A 16999-nucleotide genomic window follows, 5' to 3' on the forward strand; every position below is an offset into this window, starting at 1 on the left:
GCTCATGCCTTGTTGTTCTTGAAGAAGTCAGCTTCGCTGACGATACGGTTGACCAGGCGACCGACGCCTTCCACTTCCACCACCACTTCATCGCCCGGCACCACATCGGCCAGGCCTTCTGGCGTGCCGGTGGCGATCATGTCGCCCGGTTGCAGGGTCATGAAGCTGGAGAAGTATTCGATGAGGTGCGGGATGTCGAAGATCATGTCCGCCGTGGTGCCTTCCTGTTTCAGCTCACCGTTGATCCAGGTGCGCAGCTTCAGGTTGCTGACGTCTGGCACATCGGCGGCATCGACGATCCATGGGCCGACCGGGGTGGTGGCGTCGCGGTTTTTCACCCGCAGGTTGGGGCGGTAGTAGTTTTCCAGGTAGTCGCGGATGGCGTAGTCGTTGCACACGGTGTAGCCGGCAACGTAGGCCAGGGCGTCCTCGCGCTTGACGTTCTTCGCCGCTTTGCCGATCACCGCCACCAGCTCGCACTCGTAGTGCATGTACTCGACGTTGTCTGGGCGCCAGGTGACCTGGTTGTGGCCGGTGTAGGTGCCCGGCGACTTGATGAAGGCCAACGGTTCGGTGGGCGGTGCGAAGGCTAGTTCGCGGGCGTGGTCGGCGTAGTTCAGGCCCAGGGCGAACATGCTGCCGGTGGCCGGTGGCAGCCACTCGACCTGGTCTGCGGCCAGTAGCCGGCCATCGGCCAGGCGTACGGCGTCATCGGCCTCTACGGTAACCGCGTGGATGCTGCCTTCATGGCGGATGCGCGCGTGTTTCATTCTTGTTCCCCCGACTCGGCGACGATGGTGTTGGCCAGGCGGCCCAGGCCTGTGATCTCGACTTCAACCTGATCACCAGGGTTGACGTCGACGCGCCCTTCGGGCGTTCCGGTAATCAACACGTCACCGGCGTGCAACGTCATGAATTCGCTCAGCTCGGCAATCAGCTGCGGGATGCCGCGCACCAAGTTGGCGGTGGAGTTTTCCTGCACTACAGCGCCGTTGACATAAAGCTTCACAGTCAGCTGGTGCGGGTCTTCGATGGCCGATACCGGCACCAGTTCAGGGCCGATGGCGCAGAAACCGTCGCGGCATTTGGCCTTGACCGCAGGGCGGTAGTAGCTGTCTTCCGGCAGGCTGTATTCGTTGACGATGGTGTAGCCGGCGACATGCGCCATAGCGTCGGCCGCACTTACTCGGCTAGCGTCCTTACCAATCACTACGCCCAATGCCGGACCCGGTTGCAGTCGCTCTCCGGCGGGGTGAATAACGTTGGCACCATGGGCGTTGCGGGTGTTGGGTGTCTTGATGAAGAGCACAGGCTTTAGCGGAGCCTGCTTATAGGGCGGCTGTTCGAACTCGGCGAGACGTTGCTTCAGCAGACCGTTGTAGTTCAGCGCAATGCCAAACAGGGTGCCGTTCGCAGCGTCATGCAAGGCATGGCTCATGCTTCTCTCCTGGCAGCGGTAAGGTGGAAAAGCCTTACCCATAAATCGTTAATGTGTTAACGTTATATTTAATATGTTAACGATCGTCAAGCGCTCATGTCGTAGCGCTGCTTGCCCGCCGGGTGCAACATAGGCAGATAGCTAGCTGAGACGACAAAAACAACGGGTAAGAATTGATGACTGATCGGCAGCCAATCCCGAACATCAACATCGGTCAGGTGTACGACCAGCGCTACAGCGATAGCGAGGTCCACTACGACCGACTGGGTAACCTGGCAGGCTTTTTCGGAAGGAACATGCCCGTACACCGGCACGATCGGTTCTTCCAGGTCCATTACGTCAAGACGGGGACTGTCCGGGTGTACCTCGATGATCAGCAGTACATCGAATCCGGGCCGATGTTCTTCCTGACGCCACCTACGGTTGCGCATTCCTTCGTCACCGAAGCTGACAGCGACGGACATGTGTTGACGGTGCGTCAGCAACTGGTATGGCAAATGATCGAAGCGGACGGAAGCCTGGTGTCTTCTGGGCTTCAGGTCGCGCCGGCATGTGTTGCCTTGTCCCACCTCGCGCCTATGTACCAAGGTGAGGCCAGGCGAGTTGAGCTTCTGTTTGAAGAACTCAGCAACGAAATTGCGGAGCAGCGGGCTGGGCGCGGTGCAGCGTTGGAGAACCTTACACGGCTGATCATGATCAGCCTCCTGAGGTTGTGCTCCAATTCCGTAAAAGCGACCCCCGCGCGGCGAGAGGATCTGAAGATCTTCCATCGTTTCAATGAGCTGATCGAAGCTCACTACCGAGAGCACTGGCCGCTTTCTCGGTACGCTGAGGGTATTGGAGTCACCGAACCGAGGCTTAACGATGTCTGCCGACGAATCGCTGATCTTCCTTCGAAGCGCCTTATCCAGGAACGGCTTATGCAGGAAGCGAAGCGACTGCTGCTTTTCAGTGCCAGCTCCGCAAATGAGGTCTGCTATCAGCTGGGATTCAAGGACCCGGCCTACTTCAGTCGTTTTTTCCAGCGATATGCCAGCCTCACGCCTGGAGACTATCGGCAGCGACACTCTGGGTTGAGCTGATCTGGACACGGCTGGAGTGCTCCGGTCATCTTGATTGTTGTACCCAGATGGTCGCAGTTACGCTCTTCATGGAAAATGAGGTTTTCGTGGGAGAAATTGCACTTTTCATAGGCTCGTCCAAGGTGACGTTTGTGACGCATCCCTTAGGTTTGGTGGGGGCGCGACAGGGCGGGGCCTTTCTTGCACCCATACAGGCATGCTAATAAGCTGCCGTTTCGCTCACTCGACGTGGTTTGATCATGGCAAAACCAAGACCTTCTCTCACTCTGACGCTTCTGCAAGCTCGAGAAGCCGCAATGGCATTTTTCAGGCCTTCATTGAACGAGCATGACCTTACAGAGCAGCAATGGAGGGTGATCAGGATCCTCAGTCAACAGGGCGAGCTTGAAAGCCACCAGTTGGCTCAACAGGCATGCATTTTGAAACCCAGTATGAGCGGAGTACTAAGCCGACTAGAGCGAGACGGCGTCGTGCGCCGGCAAAAATCCCAGCAAGATCAGCGCCGAGTTTTTGTCAGCCTCACCGAGCAGGGGCAGGCATGCTTCGCGGCCATGAGCGGGGATATGGAGCGCAATTATCTGAAAATTCAGGCGCAATTTGGCCAGGAAAAGCTGGATCAGCTCCTCGCGTTGCTGAACGAGTTGAAGAGAATCGAACCGTAAGGCGCGACGTTTCACATGATGAAGTTCGCTTGATAACGTTAAGATGTTATCGTTTTGGGCGAACGTAATTCCTGTGGAGCGCCCATGCTGAGTAACCCGCGACGCCTGATCATAGTGCTAGCCGCCTTGGTAGCTTTTGCCCCTCTGTCGATTGATACGTATTTGCCAAGCTTGCCGTCAATCGCGGAGGATTTGAGCGCTAGTGCCGCTGATGTCCAGATGACTATCGGCGTCTTCCTGGCAGGACTGTGCATAGGGATGCTGTTTTATGGTCCGCTTTCTGATCGCTTTGGTCGTAAACCGCTGCTGATCTGCGGGATGGTTCTCTACCTCATCGCAACGGTGGGGTGCATGTTTGCAAGTACTGTTGAGCAGTTGATCGCTTGGCGTTTCTTGCAGGCGCTTGGCGGCGCAGCTGCCTCGGTACTCGGCCGCGCGATCGTGAGAGATCTGTTCTCGATCAACGACGCGGCTCGAACCTTATCGATGATGCATTTGGTGACGATGATCGCGACCCTCGTCGCGCCCTTGGCCGGTAGTTTCCTAATGATGATCTCTGGCTGGAGAACGATATTTGGAGGGCTTTTCTGCTTCGCCATCATTTGCTTGGTGGCTTGTATTTGGCGTGTCTCAGAGACCCATCCTATTGATAAGCGGACGAGGTCGATAGGCTCGGCTTTGGCAGGTTACTGGCATATAGCATGCGATCCTGCTGCGCTCGCTCTAATCCTGTGCATGGGGTTGAGCTTCGGCGGGATGTTCGCGTTCATCACCGCGTCGCCTTACGTTTACATTGAGCTTTACGGTGTGTCCCCACGTCTGTATGGCTTCCTGTTCGCGCTGAACATAGGGGGCGTGATTGCCATGACCATGCTGAACGCACGTATGGTTAATCGTGTCGGCCCTCAGGCAATGTTAGGCATCGGCGCGTTGTTATCAGCGATTGCGGCAGTTGGTTTAGGTGTGCTCGGGGGAATGAGTTTGCTCGACCTCCCTTGGATAGTTTTTTTTGTAGTCATGTATGTCAGCGTCACAGGCCTTATGGGAGCGAACTGTGTGGCCAGCCTACTGAAGCTCTTTCCAAAAAACGCTGGTGCTGCCGCTGGATTGGCGGTGTCTGCGCAATTCGCAATGGGGGCAGCTTTCAGTGCGCTCGTGGGTAGTTTGGCAGATGGCTCGCCTCGGCCAATGTGCTTAGTAATGGCTGCTGCCGGCGTGGGTGTAGCTGTGTGCTATCTGTGGCTGAGGTTTGGGCGGATGGGGCAAGCTTCGGCGGCATAGCAAACATTAACATTTCGAGCCCACGCGCTTCGCCGCCAACCATTCGATCGAACCTCGGGGGAGGTCAGATCCGGACTTGAGGGCTGCTGAACATTTCCATTGCAGTTGACTACGGTCCATCTGCATCTAAAGTGATGGCCAAACGATTTCACGGTAGGGACATCATGAGAATCGAGCGCGTCGAAATTCAGAATTTCAGGTTGCTCCAAAATGTCAGCCTCGGTCTCGAAGAGCGCACGACACTGATCGTTGGTCGAAATAATTGCGGCAAAACCTCGATTGCCGAGGTGTTCAGACGCCTACTGGCGGACAAGACGCCTTCATTTCGACTAGAGGATTTCTCCCTAGGTTGTCATGAGCGATTCTGGAGCGCATTCGTAGCTTTGCACGATGGTACATCTCGGGTTGATGTCGCTGATGTGCTTCCGGCGGTTCGAGTGACGCTGGATATTTCCTACGACATTGATGCGCCTGACTTGGGGCCCCTCAGCGAGTGCATCATTGATCTCGATACGAACTGTACCTGCGCGCGAGTTGCCCTCACGTATGGGCCGAGGGCTACTGCGCTCGACACCCTTTTTTCGGAAATGGACCCTCCGGCGTCTGATTCTGCGGTGCAGCGCTCAGCCTTCTTCAATCTCATCAAAGCGCGCCTGGCTTTGGCTTATGAAGCACGCCTAGAAGCGGTAGATCCCAACGACCCTACGAATCGAAAAAGCCTAGATCTCAAATCGCTCACAACATTGATTCAAGGTGGGTTCATCAATGCGCAGAGGGGCCTAGATGACGACACCCATCGTGAACGAGATGTCCTTGGCAAGGTGGTCGAGGTGCTTTTTCAGTCTGCACTGACTGACCCAACAGACCCTGAGAAACGCACCACCGCCGAGCAGCTCCATGGGGCGGTCGAAAAAATTCAGAAAGACCTGCACGACGGCTTCAACGCTGGCCTGACCTCGCTGCTGCCCACGTTCGAGCTATTCGGGTATCCAGGACTGGACGATCCAGGCCTGACTACCGTAACGACCTTCGATGTGGAGCGTTTGCTCAAGGACCATACCCAAGTCAGGTATCGCGGCGTTAACGGCCTAACGTTACCTGAAAGCTACAACGGGCTAGGGGTTCGAAACCTCGTTTACATCCTTCTCCAACTGTTGAAATTTTTCAGGGAATTCCAAGCGACGCCGGCGGCAGCGAGCGTGCATCTCATCTTCATTGAGGAACCAGAGGCGCACCTGCACCCGCAGATGCAGGAGGTCTTCATCCGTCAGTTGCATCTCATCAAAGGCGCCTTTGAGAAGCAGCTAAACGACAGTCGCCCATGGCCGGTGCAGTTCGTGATATCTACCCACTCGCCGCATATGGCCAACGAAGCGCGGTTCGAGACCATGCGCTATTTCCTCTCGGTGACTGACGAGAGCGGGATTCGGCAGTCCAAGGTTAAAGACCTTAGGCAGGGCATGGGCGATGCACCGGTGCCCGATCGAGATTTCCTCTACCAGTACTTGACGCTCACTCGTTGTGATCTTTTCTTTGCCGACAAGGCGATCTTGATCGAAGGCACCTCAGAGCGTCTTCTTTTGCCCACCATGATCGCCAAGACCGACGCATTGGCATCGGGTGGACCCCAACTCGCCAGTCAATACTTGACAGTGATGGAGGTGGGTGGTGCTTACGCCCATCGTTTTCACGACCTTCTGAGCTTCCTCGAGCTGCGCACCTTGATCGTGACTGACATCGACTCTGTCAAACCTAACGCGGATAAAAAGCGAAAGGCATGCCCAGTGGCAGAAGGGCATTTCACGAGTAATGGCTGTATCAAAAATTGGTTCGATGCTGAGGTGTCACCGGCACAACTGCTGGCGAAATCGCCAGCAGAGAAAACCAGCGGAATAAGGCGTCTCGCGTATCAGGTTCCGGAGGTTGAGCAAGGGCCAGTCGGTAGGAGCTTCGAGGATGCCTTCATTCTGGCGAATCTTGACCGTTTCGAGCTTGGGAAGGGTGACACCGCATCACTGGCATATGAGTATGCGTCGGACCTGAAAAAGTCGGAGTTCGCGCTCAGGTATGCCATCGAGGATACCAACTGGAACGTCCCCCGATATATTGCGGAAGGCCTGCGCTGGCTAGCGGTCGGGGCGCCGCCCATTGATCCTTCGGTGACTGCTGAAAAAATCTCCGCAGTTGTCGGGGCTGTAGGTGAGGCACTGGCAGCAGAGGGAGAGCAGGGCGATGTATAAACCCCAGGAAAGTCCCGCGGATGTAGCAGGGCGCGAAGCATTAGAGCGAATGTTCGCGTGCCTTGATCAGGGACAGAGCTTTCGTCTTGAGGCTGGAGCCGGCGCCGGCAAAACCTATTCGCTAGAAAAGGCTCTGAGCCGTTTGATCGAAAACCGAGGGTTAGCGCTGATTCGTCAGCGTCAGCAGATCGCGTGTATCACCTATACCAACGTTGCGAAAGACGAAATCATCTCGCGTTTCCAGGCACATCCAGCAATCCGGGCTGAGACCGTGCATGGTTTTTGCTGGTCACTGCTCAAGGATTTCCAATCATCTTTGCGCTCCTTTCTCTGCGAGCAAGAGTTCTGGCGTGAACGCCTTGAGCCCGCTGGGGGCATAGGTGTAAGGCGAATCCATTATGAGATGGGTATTCCGCGCATATCTGACGATGAAATCTCGATTCGGCACGAAGATGTCCTCACCTTGATGATACAAGCGTTACCCTCCCAAAAATTTAGGGCGGTGCTGACCTCGCGCTACCCAATCCTTTTTATCGATGAGTACCAAGACACGGATGAGCATTTCTTCGCAGCTCTGAAATCATGGTTCTTGGATCGTGGCCAGGGACCGATGATTGGCCTTTTTGGTGACCACTGGCAGAAAATTTACGGATCAGGGTGCGGCCTCGTCGTCCACGAGGCTCTACAGGCAATTGATAAAAATGCGAATTTTCGGTCGGCATCGCGGATTGTTGAAGTGCTGAACCAAATGCGACCGGCCCTCCGCCAGATGGTGAGAGACCCCGAACTGATCGGTGAGGCGAGGGTTTTTCACGCCAACCGATGGCCTGGCGTAAGGAGAACAGGGCAAGGAGGAGGTCACTGGACGGGCGACACCAGTGCTGAGGCCGCTCGCGCATATTTCGCGTGCCTGAAAGCTCAGCTCAGCGTGGAAGGGTGGGATTTCTCACCTGAAAAGACAAAGATCTTGATCCTCAATCACAGCGGAATTGCCCGAGAGCAGGGGTACGCGTCGATCCCTGCCATCTACGGCCAGTACAACGAGCCGTGGCTGAAGAAGGAGGATCCGCACATCAAGTACCTCACGGATCAGTTAGAACCCGCGTGCGCAGCTTATGAAGCGCGTAGATTCGGCGAGATGTTCGGGCATCTGGCAAGCGACCGCCCCACAATCCGTCGACACGGCGACAAAGTCGCGTGGGCTCAGGCGATGGGCGCGTTGGTCGAACTCAGGCTGTCCGGCAGCATTGGAGATGTGATTGATCACGTCAATGCGGTTCCGCAAATGCAACTGCCTGACGCTGTGGTGCGAAATGAGCAACGACTCCAGGCGTCCCACGATGGGGCTGAAGATGAGCCTCGGAGGATCACTCAGCTCAGGAAGCTTAGGGCTGTTCCATACTCAGAGCTGATAGCGCTTGACCGCTTCATCGATGGTCACACTCCATTCGCGACTAAACATGGGGTCAAAGGGGCAGAGTTCGAAAACGTCATCGTCGTGCTGGGACGTGGGTGGAATCAGTACAATTTCGGTGAGATGCTTGAATGGGTCCAGGCAGGACCGCCGGCGGACAAAAAGGATAAGTTCGAGAGCAACCGGAATCTTTTTTACGTTGCCTGCTCTCGCCCTAAGCTGCGCTTGGCTTTGTTGTTTACACAACTGCTGAGCCCAGGTGCATTAGCCCAGATCACCATGTGGTTTGGTGCCGATCATGTGGTCGAGCTTCCCCCTGATCCTCAATAGTGGCGGGAGTGCTGTAAGTCGAGAGGGAGGGGTGCAGTCAAAGAAGAGGCTCAGGGCTGTTTTTAGAGGTGTTTCGTGGTGAGCTGTGGGGTAGGGTTCGCCACTGGCGAAGTCGTCTTCATGGGCTTCTGACGGGCTTTTAGGGGGCTATCTGTTTATATTCAGGGAGTTATAAATCTAAAATTCAATTCTTATCACTGCTTATTGAAAAACCTATATTTTTCATTGACTTACTTGACACGTATTTATAAAATACTCTTAATCTCCGGCAGGGTAGGGTGCTAAGTCGGGTCCAAAACTGGTTATCTTCCTTGCGAAGCAAGGGTGTGTTTGAATACAAATAATACGCGCACGCGTAAAAAAATGTGCACCGTCATACCCCTCATCTCGCCTCCTTGGCCGTCGGCTACCGACAGCGTTAGCTTTGCGCTTTCTCGCGGATCTGCCAAGAAAATTGCGTCCTGTGAGACGCAATTTTTGCACCGGCGACCATTTGCTACTCACTCAGATTTAGCGCTGATCACCGACGACCGTTGGTGTACCCGACTAGCTGGTGGCTGATCTTCCCAAGTGTGCAAATTAGGTTTCGCCACGTGTCCTTTCCGACAACCTGCGTCGGTTTAATTGAACTCATGACATCCCAATGGCGCGACCCGCCCAGCATCCCTTCAGCGACAACCTGGCTAACCACATGGCTTGGGGTCACCCCAAAACCGGAGTACCCCTGGACGAAATATGCGTTCGGATGACCGGGGACCGTACCTACTTGCGGGAACAAGTTTGCCGTGCACTCCATTGGCCCACCCCAAGCAAGATCGATTTTCACACTCTCAAGATATGGGAATACCCTCAGCATAAGGCCGCGGTTCCATGCCTTCAAATCGTTGGGAATGTATTCGATCGCTTTGGTGGCAGAGCCGAAAAGCACCCTGTTTTCGTTGGTAACACGGTAGTAGTCGATGACGGGACGGATATCGCTGAAGGCGCCACGGATAGGGCTGATCTGATTGATTAGATCGACCGAGAGGGGTTCGGTGACTAATTGATAAGCGTAGGTATTGATTGTCCTTCTATGAAGGAAAGGCTCCAAGCGGTCAAGAAACGCCCCGCATGACCACAGAATTTTGTTAGCCCTTACCATGCCCTTTGCTGTGCGGACGGTGATGCTGTTGCCGTAGGTCACCTCAAGAACAGGCGTGTTCTCAAAAATCTGCCCGCCCAACCCGACGAACGCTTTGGCTGAGCCTAACAACATGTTGAGAGAGTGGATGTGGCCATTCCCCATATGCTTCAAAGCGCAGCTGTAGTAGTCCGAGCCGATGATGGACTTCACTGCGGCGCCTTCGAGGTACTCGATTTCGTGGTTCGGATTGAGTTGCTTGAATTCCTTTTCCCAAGCCTGAAGCAGTTTCCCCTGACGCTTGTTAAGGCCCATATAGCCATAGCCATGCTGGAAATCTGCGTCTATCCCGTACTTCTCGATGCGTGACTTGATGATAGAGGCGCCGACATCGCTGATCTCGAAGACTGCCTGGAGCCCCTGATCACCTACGCTCTTGCGGATCTTCTCCAGGTCATGGCCGATGCCAGCCATCACGTGCCCACCGTTGCGGCCAGAGCCACCAAAACCTAGATAGCGAGCTTCGAGCACGACGATGTTTTTGACACCCTTTTCTGCTAGCTCTAGAGCAGTATTGATTCCAGAAAAACCGCCGCCTACAACGACTACCTCTGCGTCGATCACTTGCTCAAGATCAGGGAAAGCGAGGTCATATTTTTTTGTGGCGGTGTAGTAGGTGGTGGGGGTTTCGACCGAGAGCATTCAGGGCACCTTTTTGCTGTCCGCGGTAGCTAGGCCAGGCTAGTGCCGCGCATCGACGCTTTTTTTATTGGGATGGGCGGGTTCGTTGCCCGCTGCATGTGCAGGTCCTATTAAACGCGCCGTCGCGGCTGGTGGACATGACCCAAGGTGCAAAGCGGTTGCCTGAGGATGACATGAGAGCATGGGCAGCCTCGTAGGCATCCCAGGATGCAGAAACCCGGCCGGAGCCGGGTTTGGTTGAGACCCTGCAAAGCAGTCAGTAGCGAATCATCACTGACTTCAGTTCGGTGTAGTCGTCGATGAACGCGCTCCCGAATTCTCGGCCAATTCCGGATGCCTTGACCCCACCGAAAGGCACCGCTGGATCCAGCATGGTGTGCATGTTCACCCAAACTGTTCCGGCCTCGATTTCCGGGACCAGACGGAGTGCTTTCGAAAGGTCGTTTGTCCAGATGCTTGCGCTGAGACCGTAAGGGGTATCGTTCATCAGCTGAAGCAATTCCTCTTCGGTGTCGTAGGGGAGGAACGTTGCGATAGGCCCGAACGTTTCCTCATTCAACAGTGTATCTTTCGCAGACTTGGCCAGAATGATGGTCGGCTCTACGTAGCAACCCGGGCCTTCAATGATTTCGCCGCCATAAACGATGGTGCTGTTTTCGGACTGAGCTGTTTTGAAGAAGCCTGCGAGCTTCTGCTGATGCTGCTTGTTGGTCACAGGTCCGAACTGGGTCGACTCGTCCAACGGCGAACCGATTTTCAGGGTTGCCAAACGTTGAGCCAGCTTCTCCATCAAGGGCTCGATCTGAGAGCGATGTGCGAAGAATCGCTCAGCCGCTGCACAGATTTGGCCCGAGTGAAGGAAGCCTGCTTCGATAATGCCGTCAGCCGCTTTGTCGAGATCCACATCCTGGAGGAAGCCTACAGAGTTTTTGCCGCCCAGCTCGAGTGTTGCTCGGGTAAGTTTGGCTCCCATAGCGCTCTTGCCCACGGCGATGCCGGTCGGCACCGATCCGGTGAAGGACACTTTGTTCGTCCCGGGGTGATCGATCAGCGCCTTGCCGGCGTAGCCGCTTCCCGTCACCACATTGAGAGCCCCCGCAGGAACGCCCGCTTGGGTGGCAAGCTCAGCGATACGCAGAATGGTGAGAGGGGTGAACTCGCTGGGCTTGATAATAACGCTGCAACCTGTGGTCAGCGCAGAGGCCAGCTTCCAGATTGCGATCATGGTGGAAAAATTCCACGGGACGATGCCTACCACCACACCGACCGGTTCTCGCAGGGTGAAGGCCGTGTACTTTTCGCCAGCGAAGGAGGGCAGGGAAGGTGTAATGGTTTCTCCACTGATCTTAGTCGCCCAGCCTGCGTAATACCGAAGGAAGTGAGCCGCTTGATCGACTTCAAAGGCACGGGAAATCTGAATGATCTTCCCGGATTGGATGGTTTCAAGCTGGGCCAGCTCCTCTCGATTGTGCTCGAGCAGATCCGCAAGCTTGAAGAGCACCCCAGCCCTCGCCGCAGGACTAACCTTGGACCAAACCTTGAAACCTGCCTGGGCGCTTGCAACGGCCTGGTCGACATCAACCTGGGTACCTTCGCTCACCTGAGCGATCGCCTCACCGTTTGCTGGGTTGACGACCTTTATCTTGTCGGAGGATGAACTGGAGACAAAACCGCCGTTGATGTAATGGCCATGATCACGGCCGAGAAAACTGATTACGCTTGGGAGAAGGGTGACATCGCTCATTAGGGCAGACTCCATCAATGAGGCAGAACGGCAGGCGCCGTGCAGCTGGAGGGAATAATCCGTGACGGTACTCCGGCGAGCTTCTGCCTTCTTGACTGAGGCTGTCAGGAGCATGACCTAAGGTGCCAACCGTACACCGCGTTCGAGCGGTCGGGCAGGCTGAAACAAGAGGTCTAACTGCGATGATTGCCACAGCTAGACTGCTCAGGAAAAAGCGGATTATCACACGCGGAATTGGTCCATCAGCTGCTTCTGATGACTCGCGAGGCTGTTGAGCTGACTGCTGATTTGAGCTGACTCATTTGCTTGCTCGGTCAACGTTTCAGTGACAGCGCGAATGGCAGAAACATTCCTGTTGACCTCTTCGGCTACCGCACTCTGCTCCTCAGCTGCACTGGCAATTTGCAGATTCATGTCACCGATCAAGGTGACCGCATCCCCGATTTTCGCAAGTGCTTGTGCTGCGCTCTGGATCTGAGCAGCATTGTTCTGGGCTTGGGTTTGGCTAGAGTGCATAGTGGTCACTACCTCGCGGGTTGCGCCTTGAATGCGCTCAATCACACCGCGGATTTCCTCCACCGAGTCCTGGGTTCTTCTAGCCAGGCTGCGAACCTCATCCGCCACGACAGCAAACCCCCGGCCGCTTTCCCCAGCGCGAGCCGCTTCAATGGCAGCGTTCAGTGCCAAGAGGTTGGTTTGCTCTGCAATGCTGCGTATCACCTCAAGCACAGAGCCGATCTCCTCACTGCTCAAGGCGAGGGCTTCGACTTCAATCACTGCCTTACTGACCTCAGCCGCCAGCTCGATAATGTCCCTGGTACTGCGCTCTATGATCGCTATTCCGTCTCTAGCCGCTGTGTCCGCGGCGAGCGCTGCTTGAGCCGCGCTAGATGCGCTGTTCGCGACATCGTGAGCAGTAGCGCTCATCTCATTCGCGGCTGTGGCGACCTGGTCAACCTCACGGAACTGCACCTGCATGCCCGTGCTGGTTTGGCGGGCAATTTCGGCTGATTGGTCAGCAGTGCCCCTCGCGTCGGTAATGCTTTGCTTGATATTCGCGATGGTAGGCTGAAGCTTTTCCAAAAAGCTGTTGAACCATCCGACCAAATTACCCAGCTCGTCTTTTTTGCCGTACTCCAGCCGCTGAGTCAGATCACCGTCTCCGCTGGCGATCTCTTTAAGCATTGCAGCGACCCTGTTGAGGGGCCGAGTAACGCCCGTCGCTGTGAACCAGACGAGCAAAAGACCGAAGATAGCTGCGGCTAATGCCACCACTATTGTCCTGTAGATACCTTCGGTTTGGACCTGATCGAGCAGGTTTTGAAGCTTGTATGAATCCTCGAGCATAATCTGCTCGGGCAGCTCAATGCTGACCCCCCAGGCCTTACCATCTGGGATTGGCTTAACGGGATGCACCGCTCTGATTAGCCCATCTTCCGCCATGATTGAAGGGCCTTGTGTGGCCAGCCGATGTAGAACTGCCTGTCCGTCAGTTCCCATGACATCACTGATGCGCTCGCCTACTTTACCTGGATCAGAACTGTAGCCTGCGAGTACGCCGCTAGCCGATGAAATAACGATCCGACCAGCCCCATTGAAAATACCAGCTTGTGCTTCGGTAACCGTCGCTTGCAAGGAATCCAATGCGAGGTCAACGCCGATGACTCCAAGGACTTTGCCTTCGTAAATGACGGGCATCGAAAGGGTTGTCATCAATAGGCGTTTGCCCGCTACAGTGTCCGAGTAGGGGTCCATGAGGCAGGTGGCCTTGGAATCTCTAGGGCACGTATACCAAGTGTTGTAGGGAATGCCACTAAGGCTCAGTTCTGTCTTGCTCAGATCGCCTTCCGTGAAAACGAGCTGAACTGACTGCCCATTACCACGGTTGAAAACCCTGCCGAATCGCCCAGCCTCGTTGGAGGCTCGGCCGTCGTCACCCACGAAATCGCTATCCCGCCCATCGAGGGCGTTTGGCTCGTAAGCCAACCATATCCCAACCACTCCGGGACTGTGGTCGAAGGCAGTTTTGAGCTGTTTGTTCAGCTCCTCACGCAGCACCGCCGGGCTCAATCCCCGGCTAGCAGCCATGGATCGTAGGTCATTGGCCTGATCAACCAGCGAGCGCATCAGCTGTAAGCTCGAGTTGAAGGTTTTTTGCAGCTCCAAGGCTTGCTCTGCTGCTTTAGCTTGGAGTTGAGCTTCGGCACTTCTGGTGAGCATCTTGCGACTTTCGGCGCTGATCAGCCGATTATTCGCACTGTTTTGATAGATGTTCATGCCGGTAGACAGGCTCATCACGACGAGTAGACAAAGTCCTGATAGGAGCACGATCTTCAGGCGAATGGACATCGAATTTAGCATTGGGGCTATCTCATATGGGCTAGCCCCGTTCGGAGGTGACCTCAGCGTTCCGTCACGGCCAAAGAGGGGCAGGGGAATGAAAACGCGCCGGTGATGGGCGCGTTTTTGGCTGTCAGAAGTTGGTGACGAACAACAACTGTGCGTAGACGTTGGTCCTGTCGCTTCCCAGCTGGCTGCCACCGTTTTCGGCACTGTGATCTGGCTTGTAGAAGCCGATCAGAGGCAGTACCAGAAGATGCTCGTTGACAGTCCATTCGCCGTAGATATCCAGCTCTTTGCCCGAGAGGTCCTGGACCGCGGAATTCAGCGTATCGAACTTGTAGAGCAGGGCGCCGGCGTTGAACGTCGGAGTAACGGCTAGCTTCAAGCCGACCTGCTGGATGGTGGCATTGGAGTTGAACGGGCCTGCGTAATTGCCAGCCACCTCACCTTGGAACCAGGTGCCAAGCTCACGGCCGTTCCCATAGAACAGAGGGTCGTAGCCTTCGGAAAAGCGGCTGTAGCGATAATTGACCTTAGGGGTAAATCTCGCGTCGTTGAAGGTCCAGCCAGCCTCGAGGTACCACGCATTTTCGTCAGACGACGTCTTTTGCTCTTTAGCGTATTCGCCGGCGAGGAAAAGGCCTGGTACGCCCGCGTCGCCTTTAGCGCGGACGCTGTAGATTTTCATGTCTTTTCGTTCCGGGTACAGGACGTCAGCGAACTCCTGATCCGTATCAACCACCTTGAGCGCCGTAAGCCCGACGGTGCCTTTGTCAGTGACATTTTCCAATGTGGCAACGATGGTCTCTGGCGCAGCCTGGGCGCGGTTATCAGACTTGAGCCACATCAGATCGCTGCGAATGCCCTCAGTCCCGCCCAGGCGCAGAACAGCGGTCTGATCGAAGTTTTTGCGACCTGTCAGGTAGTAAGCGCCCCCGCGGTCCAACCTGCCATCCAAGGGGCCGCGGCCGAAGTCCAGTGCATCGCCAGAGACGATGAAGCCATCCCCCACGATGATATTTTGTCTACCGAAGGAAACCTCAACGCCATCTTCACCGAGCATGGGGATCAGGTTTCCTGATTTCCAACCAGCAAAGGCGTCTTCGATTTTGGTGCTTCGTTCATCACCGATGGACCAGCCTGCCGCATCCCCATCACCAAAGGTGGCGGATGAAACCCAGTTGAGAGACGCGTAGGTGCTGCCGAATTGCTCAGTCTTGTGCTTCACATCCAAACCGTATTGGAATACAGCCTCTTGCCAAGTCGTTGAACCTGAAGTCTGAGTCGGTGTTTGGGCGTACTTCTCCCGGCTGGTGAAAATGCCAAAGGAGGCCGCGAGTTTCGCCTCGACGGTCGTGGCGCCGTTGCTGTACAGCGGGAGGCTGTGTGCGGTTGATGAAAAAATCAAAAAAGCGGGGGTCGCACAGGTTAGTGCAAAACGCAACGACAACTTCTTCCGGGGTTTAATATTCATCAACGCTACCTCTGCATTTATTAGAATTCTTAGAGCGAGACACAACTCCTCGTGTGTTGACGAAAGGCTATCCCTGGAGGGTTGGCGCCATCTTGACCAAGCGAGTCAAGCACTCGCCTCACAGTGCCAAAAACTGACTAGCCAGATGGTTGGCTTTGCTGAGCGGAAGGTGGCGAGCTAAAGCAGGCGCCGAACGGCAAGAGGTGTGACACGCAAAGGCAACACTTGGCGCTCATAGCCAAGACATGGCCAGATTCTCGTTCCTATCATGGAGGCGTATCGGCGATGCCGAAATCGTGACCGTGACGAGGAAAGATCCGTGACCTACCAGATCGAACAAGAGATGAAGCACCAGTCGTACATTCCTACCGAGCAGTGGCCCACGCTCGGGGAAATGGCCGACGGCTTCGAAGGGCACAAGTATGCGAGCACTGACTTTCTGGCTGGCAAGACCGTTAACATCCGTTTCGAAAATGGTTGGCTGATCGAGCATCGCTTTGAGAGCGCCACCTCCCTGACCTGGAAAATCCTTGAGGGTGATGGTACCGGTCTTAGTGCGACCGAGACCTACGAGGCCGTCGAGGTTCGCCCCGGCATCCTTTTTGTCGAGTTTCTTAAGCCGGCGCATCAAGAGTCAGCCACTTTGATTTGGAAGTTCGAAACGGGTGACATTCTTGCCGCCGTTTCTTCCTTCTGCGATCAAGACGGAGAGAAGAGAACCCAAACCGGGTTTGCTGCGGCTGTGGTCGATGGCATGCCTGGCGGATCGCCCATCACCAAATCGTCAAGCCTTGCTGGCAAGCGCGTCCTCTATCGATACAGCGAAGATGATTGGTACGAACACGTCTATTTCAGCTCTGAGACGATGGCATGGAACTGCGTCAACGGTGCCGAGAAGGGTATCGCAGATGTTGAAAAATGCGCTTACTACGATATCGCTGACGACCTATATGTGCTGTTCTGGACCGAGACAGTGATGCCAGTGGAATCCGTCATTGTTGTGGACCTCAAACAAATGCGCTCGATGGGTCGCTTCTTCTGCTGGGATCCGAAACCTGCTCAGTTACTGCATCTGACTTTTGGCTCGAAGGCGACTCTGCTCAACGAAACTACTTATCCAAAGACATTCGAAGCGTAAGGGTTTAAGGCTTTAATTCAACTGCCAAGTT

Annotated in this window: 11 protein-coding genes and 2 pseudogenes; 6 read left to right on the forward strand and 7 right to left on the reverse strand. The window is 55.2% G+C overall.

All coding sequences use genetic code 11. From position 1 onward, the window contains the following. Positions 1-2: 2 nt before the first annotated feature. Positions 3-770 carry a fumarylacetoacetate hydrolase family protein gene (locus BUQ73_RS08365; protein WP_079227415.1) on the reverse strand — a complete coding sequence of 256 codons (768 nt, stop codon included), beginning with the start codon at positions 768-770 and terminating at the stop codon, positions 3-5. Continuing rightward, the gene (locus tag BUQ73_RS08370; RefSeq protein WP_079227416.1) at positions 767-1438 is read right to left on the reverse strand and encodes a fumarylacetoacetate hydrolase family protein; all 672 of its coding nucleotides are present in this window, start codon (positions 1436-1438) and stop codon (positions 767-769) included. The genes BUQ73_RS08365 and BUQ73_RS08370 overlap by 4 nt, the downstream gene beginning before the upstream one ends. 176 nt (positions 1439-1614) lie before the next feature. Between BUQ73_RS08370 and hpaA the strand changes: the two genes are divergently transcribed. The 5 genes from hpaA (at position 1615) to BUQ73_RS08395 (ending at position 8447) form a co-directional block, all read left to right on the forward strand. After that, positions 1615-2520 carry a 4-hydroxyphenylacetate catabolism regulatory protein HpaA gene (gene hpaA, locus BUQ73_RS08375; protein WP_079227417.1) on the forward strand — a complete coding sequence of 302 codons (906 nt, stop codon included), beginning with the start codon at positions 1615-1617 and terminating at the stop codon, positions 2518-2520. A gap of 239 nt (positions 2521-2759) precedes the next feature. Continuing rightward, positions 2760-3182, forward strand: coding sequence for a homoprotocatechuate degradation operon regulator HpaR (gene hpaR, locus BUQ73_RS08380; protein ID WP_079227418.1), 423 nt, complete (start codon positions 2760-2762; stop codon positions 3180-3182). 84 nt (positions 3183-3266) lie between these two features. Beyond that, positions 3267-4463, forward strand: coding sequence for a Bcr/CflA family multidrug efflux MFS transporter (locus tag BUQ73_RS08385; protein ID WP_079227419.1), 1197 nt, complete (start codon positions 3267-3269; stop codon positions 4461-4463). Positions 4464-4627: 164 nt separating this feature from the next. After that, a complete protein-coding gene (locus tag BUQ73_RS08390; RefSeq protein WP_079230506.1) occupies positions 4628-6703 on the forward strand; it encodes an ATP-dependent nuclease in 2076 nt (691 codons plus the stop codon). Further along, positions 6696-8447, forward strand: a complete 1752-nt coding sequence (locus tag BUQ73_RS08395; protein ID WP_079227420.1) for a UvrD-helicase domain-containing protein — start codon at positions 6696-6698, stop codon at positions 8445-8447. The genes BUQ73_RS08390 and BUQ73_RS08395 overlap by 8 nt, the downstream gene beginning before the upstream one ends. A gap of 520 nt (positions 8448-8967) precedes the next feature. On the opposite strand, the gene BUQ73_RS08400 is transcribed toward BUQ73_RS08395, so the two are convergent. The 5 genes and pseudogenes from BUQ73_RS08400 to BUQ73_RS08415 all read right to left on the reverse strand — a co-directional run bounded on the left by BUQ73_RS08400 (position 8968) and on the right by BUQ73_RS08415 (position 15800). Then, positions 8968-10269 carry an NAD(P)/FAD-dependent oxidoreductase gene (locus BUQ73_RS08400; protein ID WP_079227421.1) on the reverse strand — a complete coding sequence of 434 codons (1302 nt, stop codon included), beginning with the start codon at positions 10267-10269 and terminating at the stop codon, positions 8968-8970. Positions 10270-10525: 256 nt separating this feature from the next. Then, complete coding sequence (locus BUQ73_RS08405) at positions 10526-12013, reverse strand: aldehyde dehydrogenase family protein (RefSeq protein ID WP_079227422.1); 1488 nt, start codon at positions 12011-12013, stop codon at positions 10526-10528. Between the two features lie 222 nt (positions 12014-12235). Next, a pseudogene (locus BUQ73_RS28925) lies at positions 12236-12775 on the reverse strand (methyl-accepting chemotaxis protein); the annotation flags it as partial. Between the two features lie 366 nt (positions 12776-13141). Then, a pseudogene (locus tag BUQ73_RS28930) lies at positions 13142-14374 on the reverse strand (chemotaxis protein); the annotation flags it as partial. 112 nt (positions 14375-14486) lie between these two features. Beyond that, positions 14487-15800: a hypothetical protein gene (locus BUQ73_RS08415; protein WP_079230507.1), complete on the reverse strand. Its 1314-nt coding sequence runs from the start codon at positions 15798-15800 to the stop codon at positions 14487-14489. Positions 15801-16149: 349 nt separating this feature from the next. Between BUQ73_RS08415 and BUQ73_RS08420 the strand changes: the two genes are divergently transcribed. Further along, positions 16150-16968: a molybdenum cofactor biosynthesis F family protein gene (locus BUQ73_RS08420; protein WP_161492836.1), complete on the forward strand. Its 819-nt coding sequence runs from the start codon at positions 16150-16152 to the stop codon at positions 16966-16968. The last annotated feature ends 31 nt before the right edge of the window (positions 16969-16999 follow it).

Source organism: Pseudomonas putida (genome assembly GCF_002025705.1).
GTDB classification, from domain to species: Bacteria; Pseudomonadota; Gammaproteobacteria; order Pseudomonadales; family Pseudomonadaceae; genus Aquipseudomonas; species Aquipseudomonas putida_J.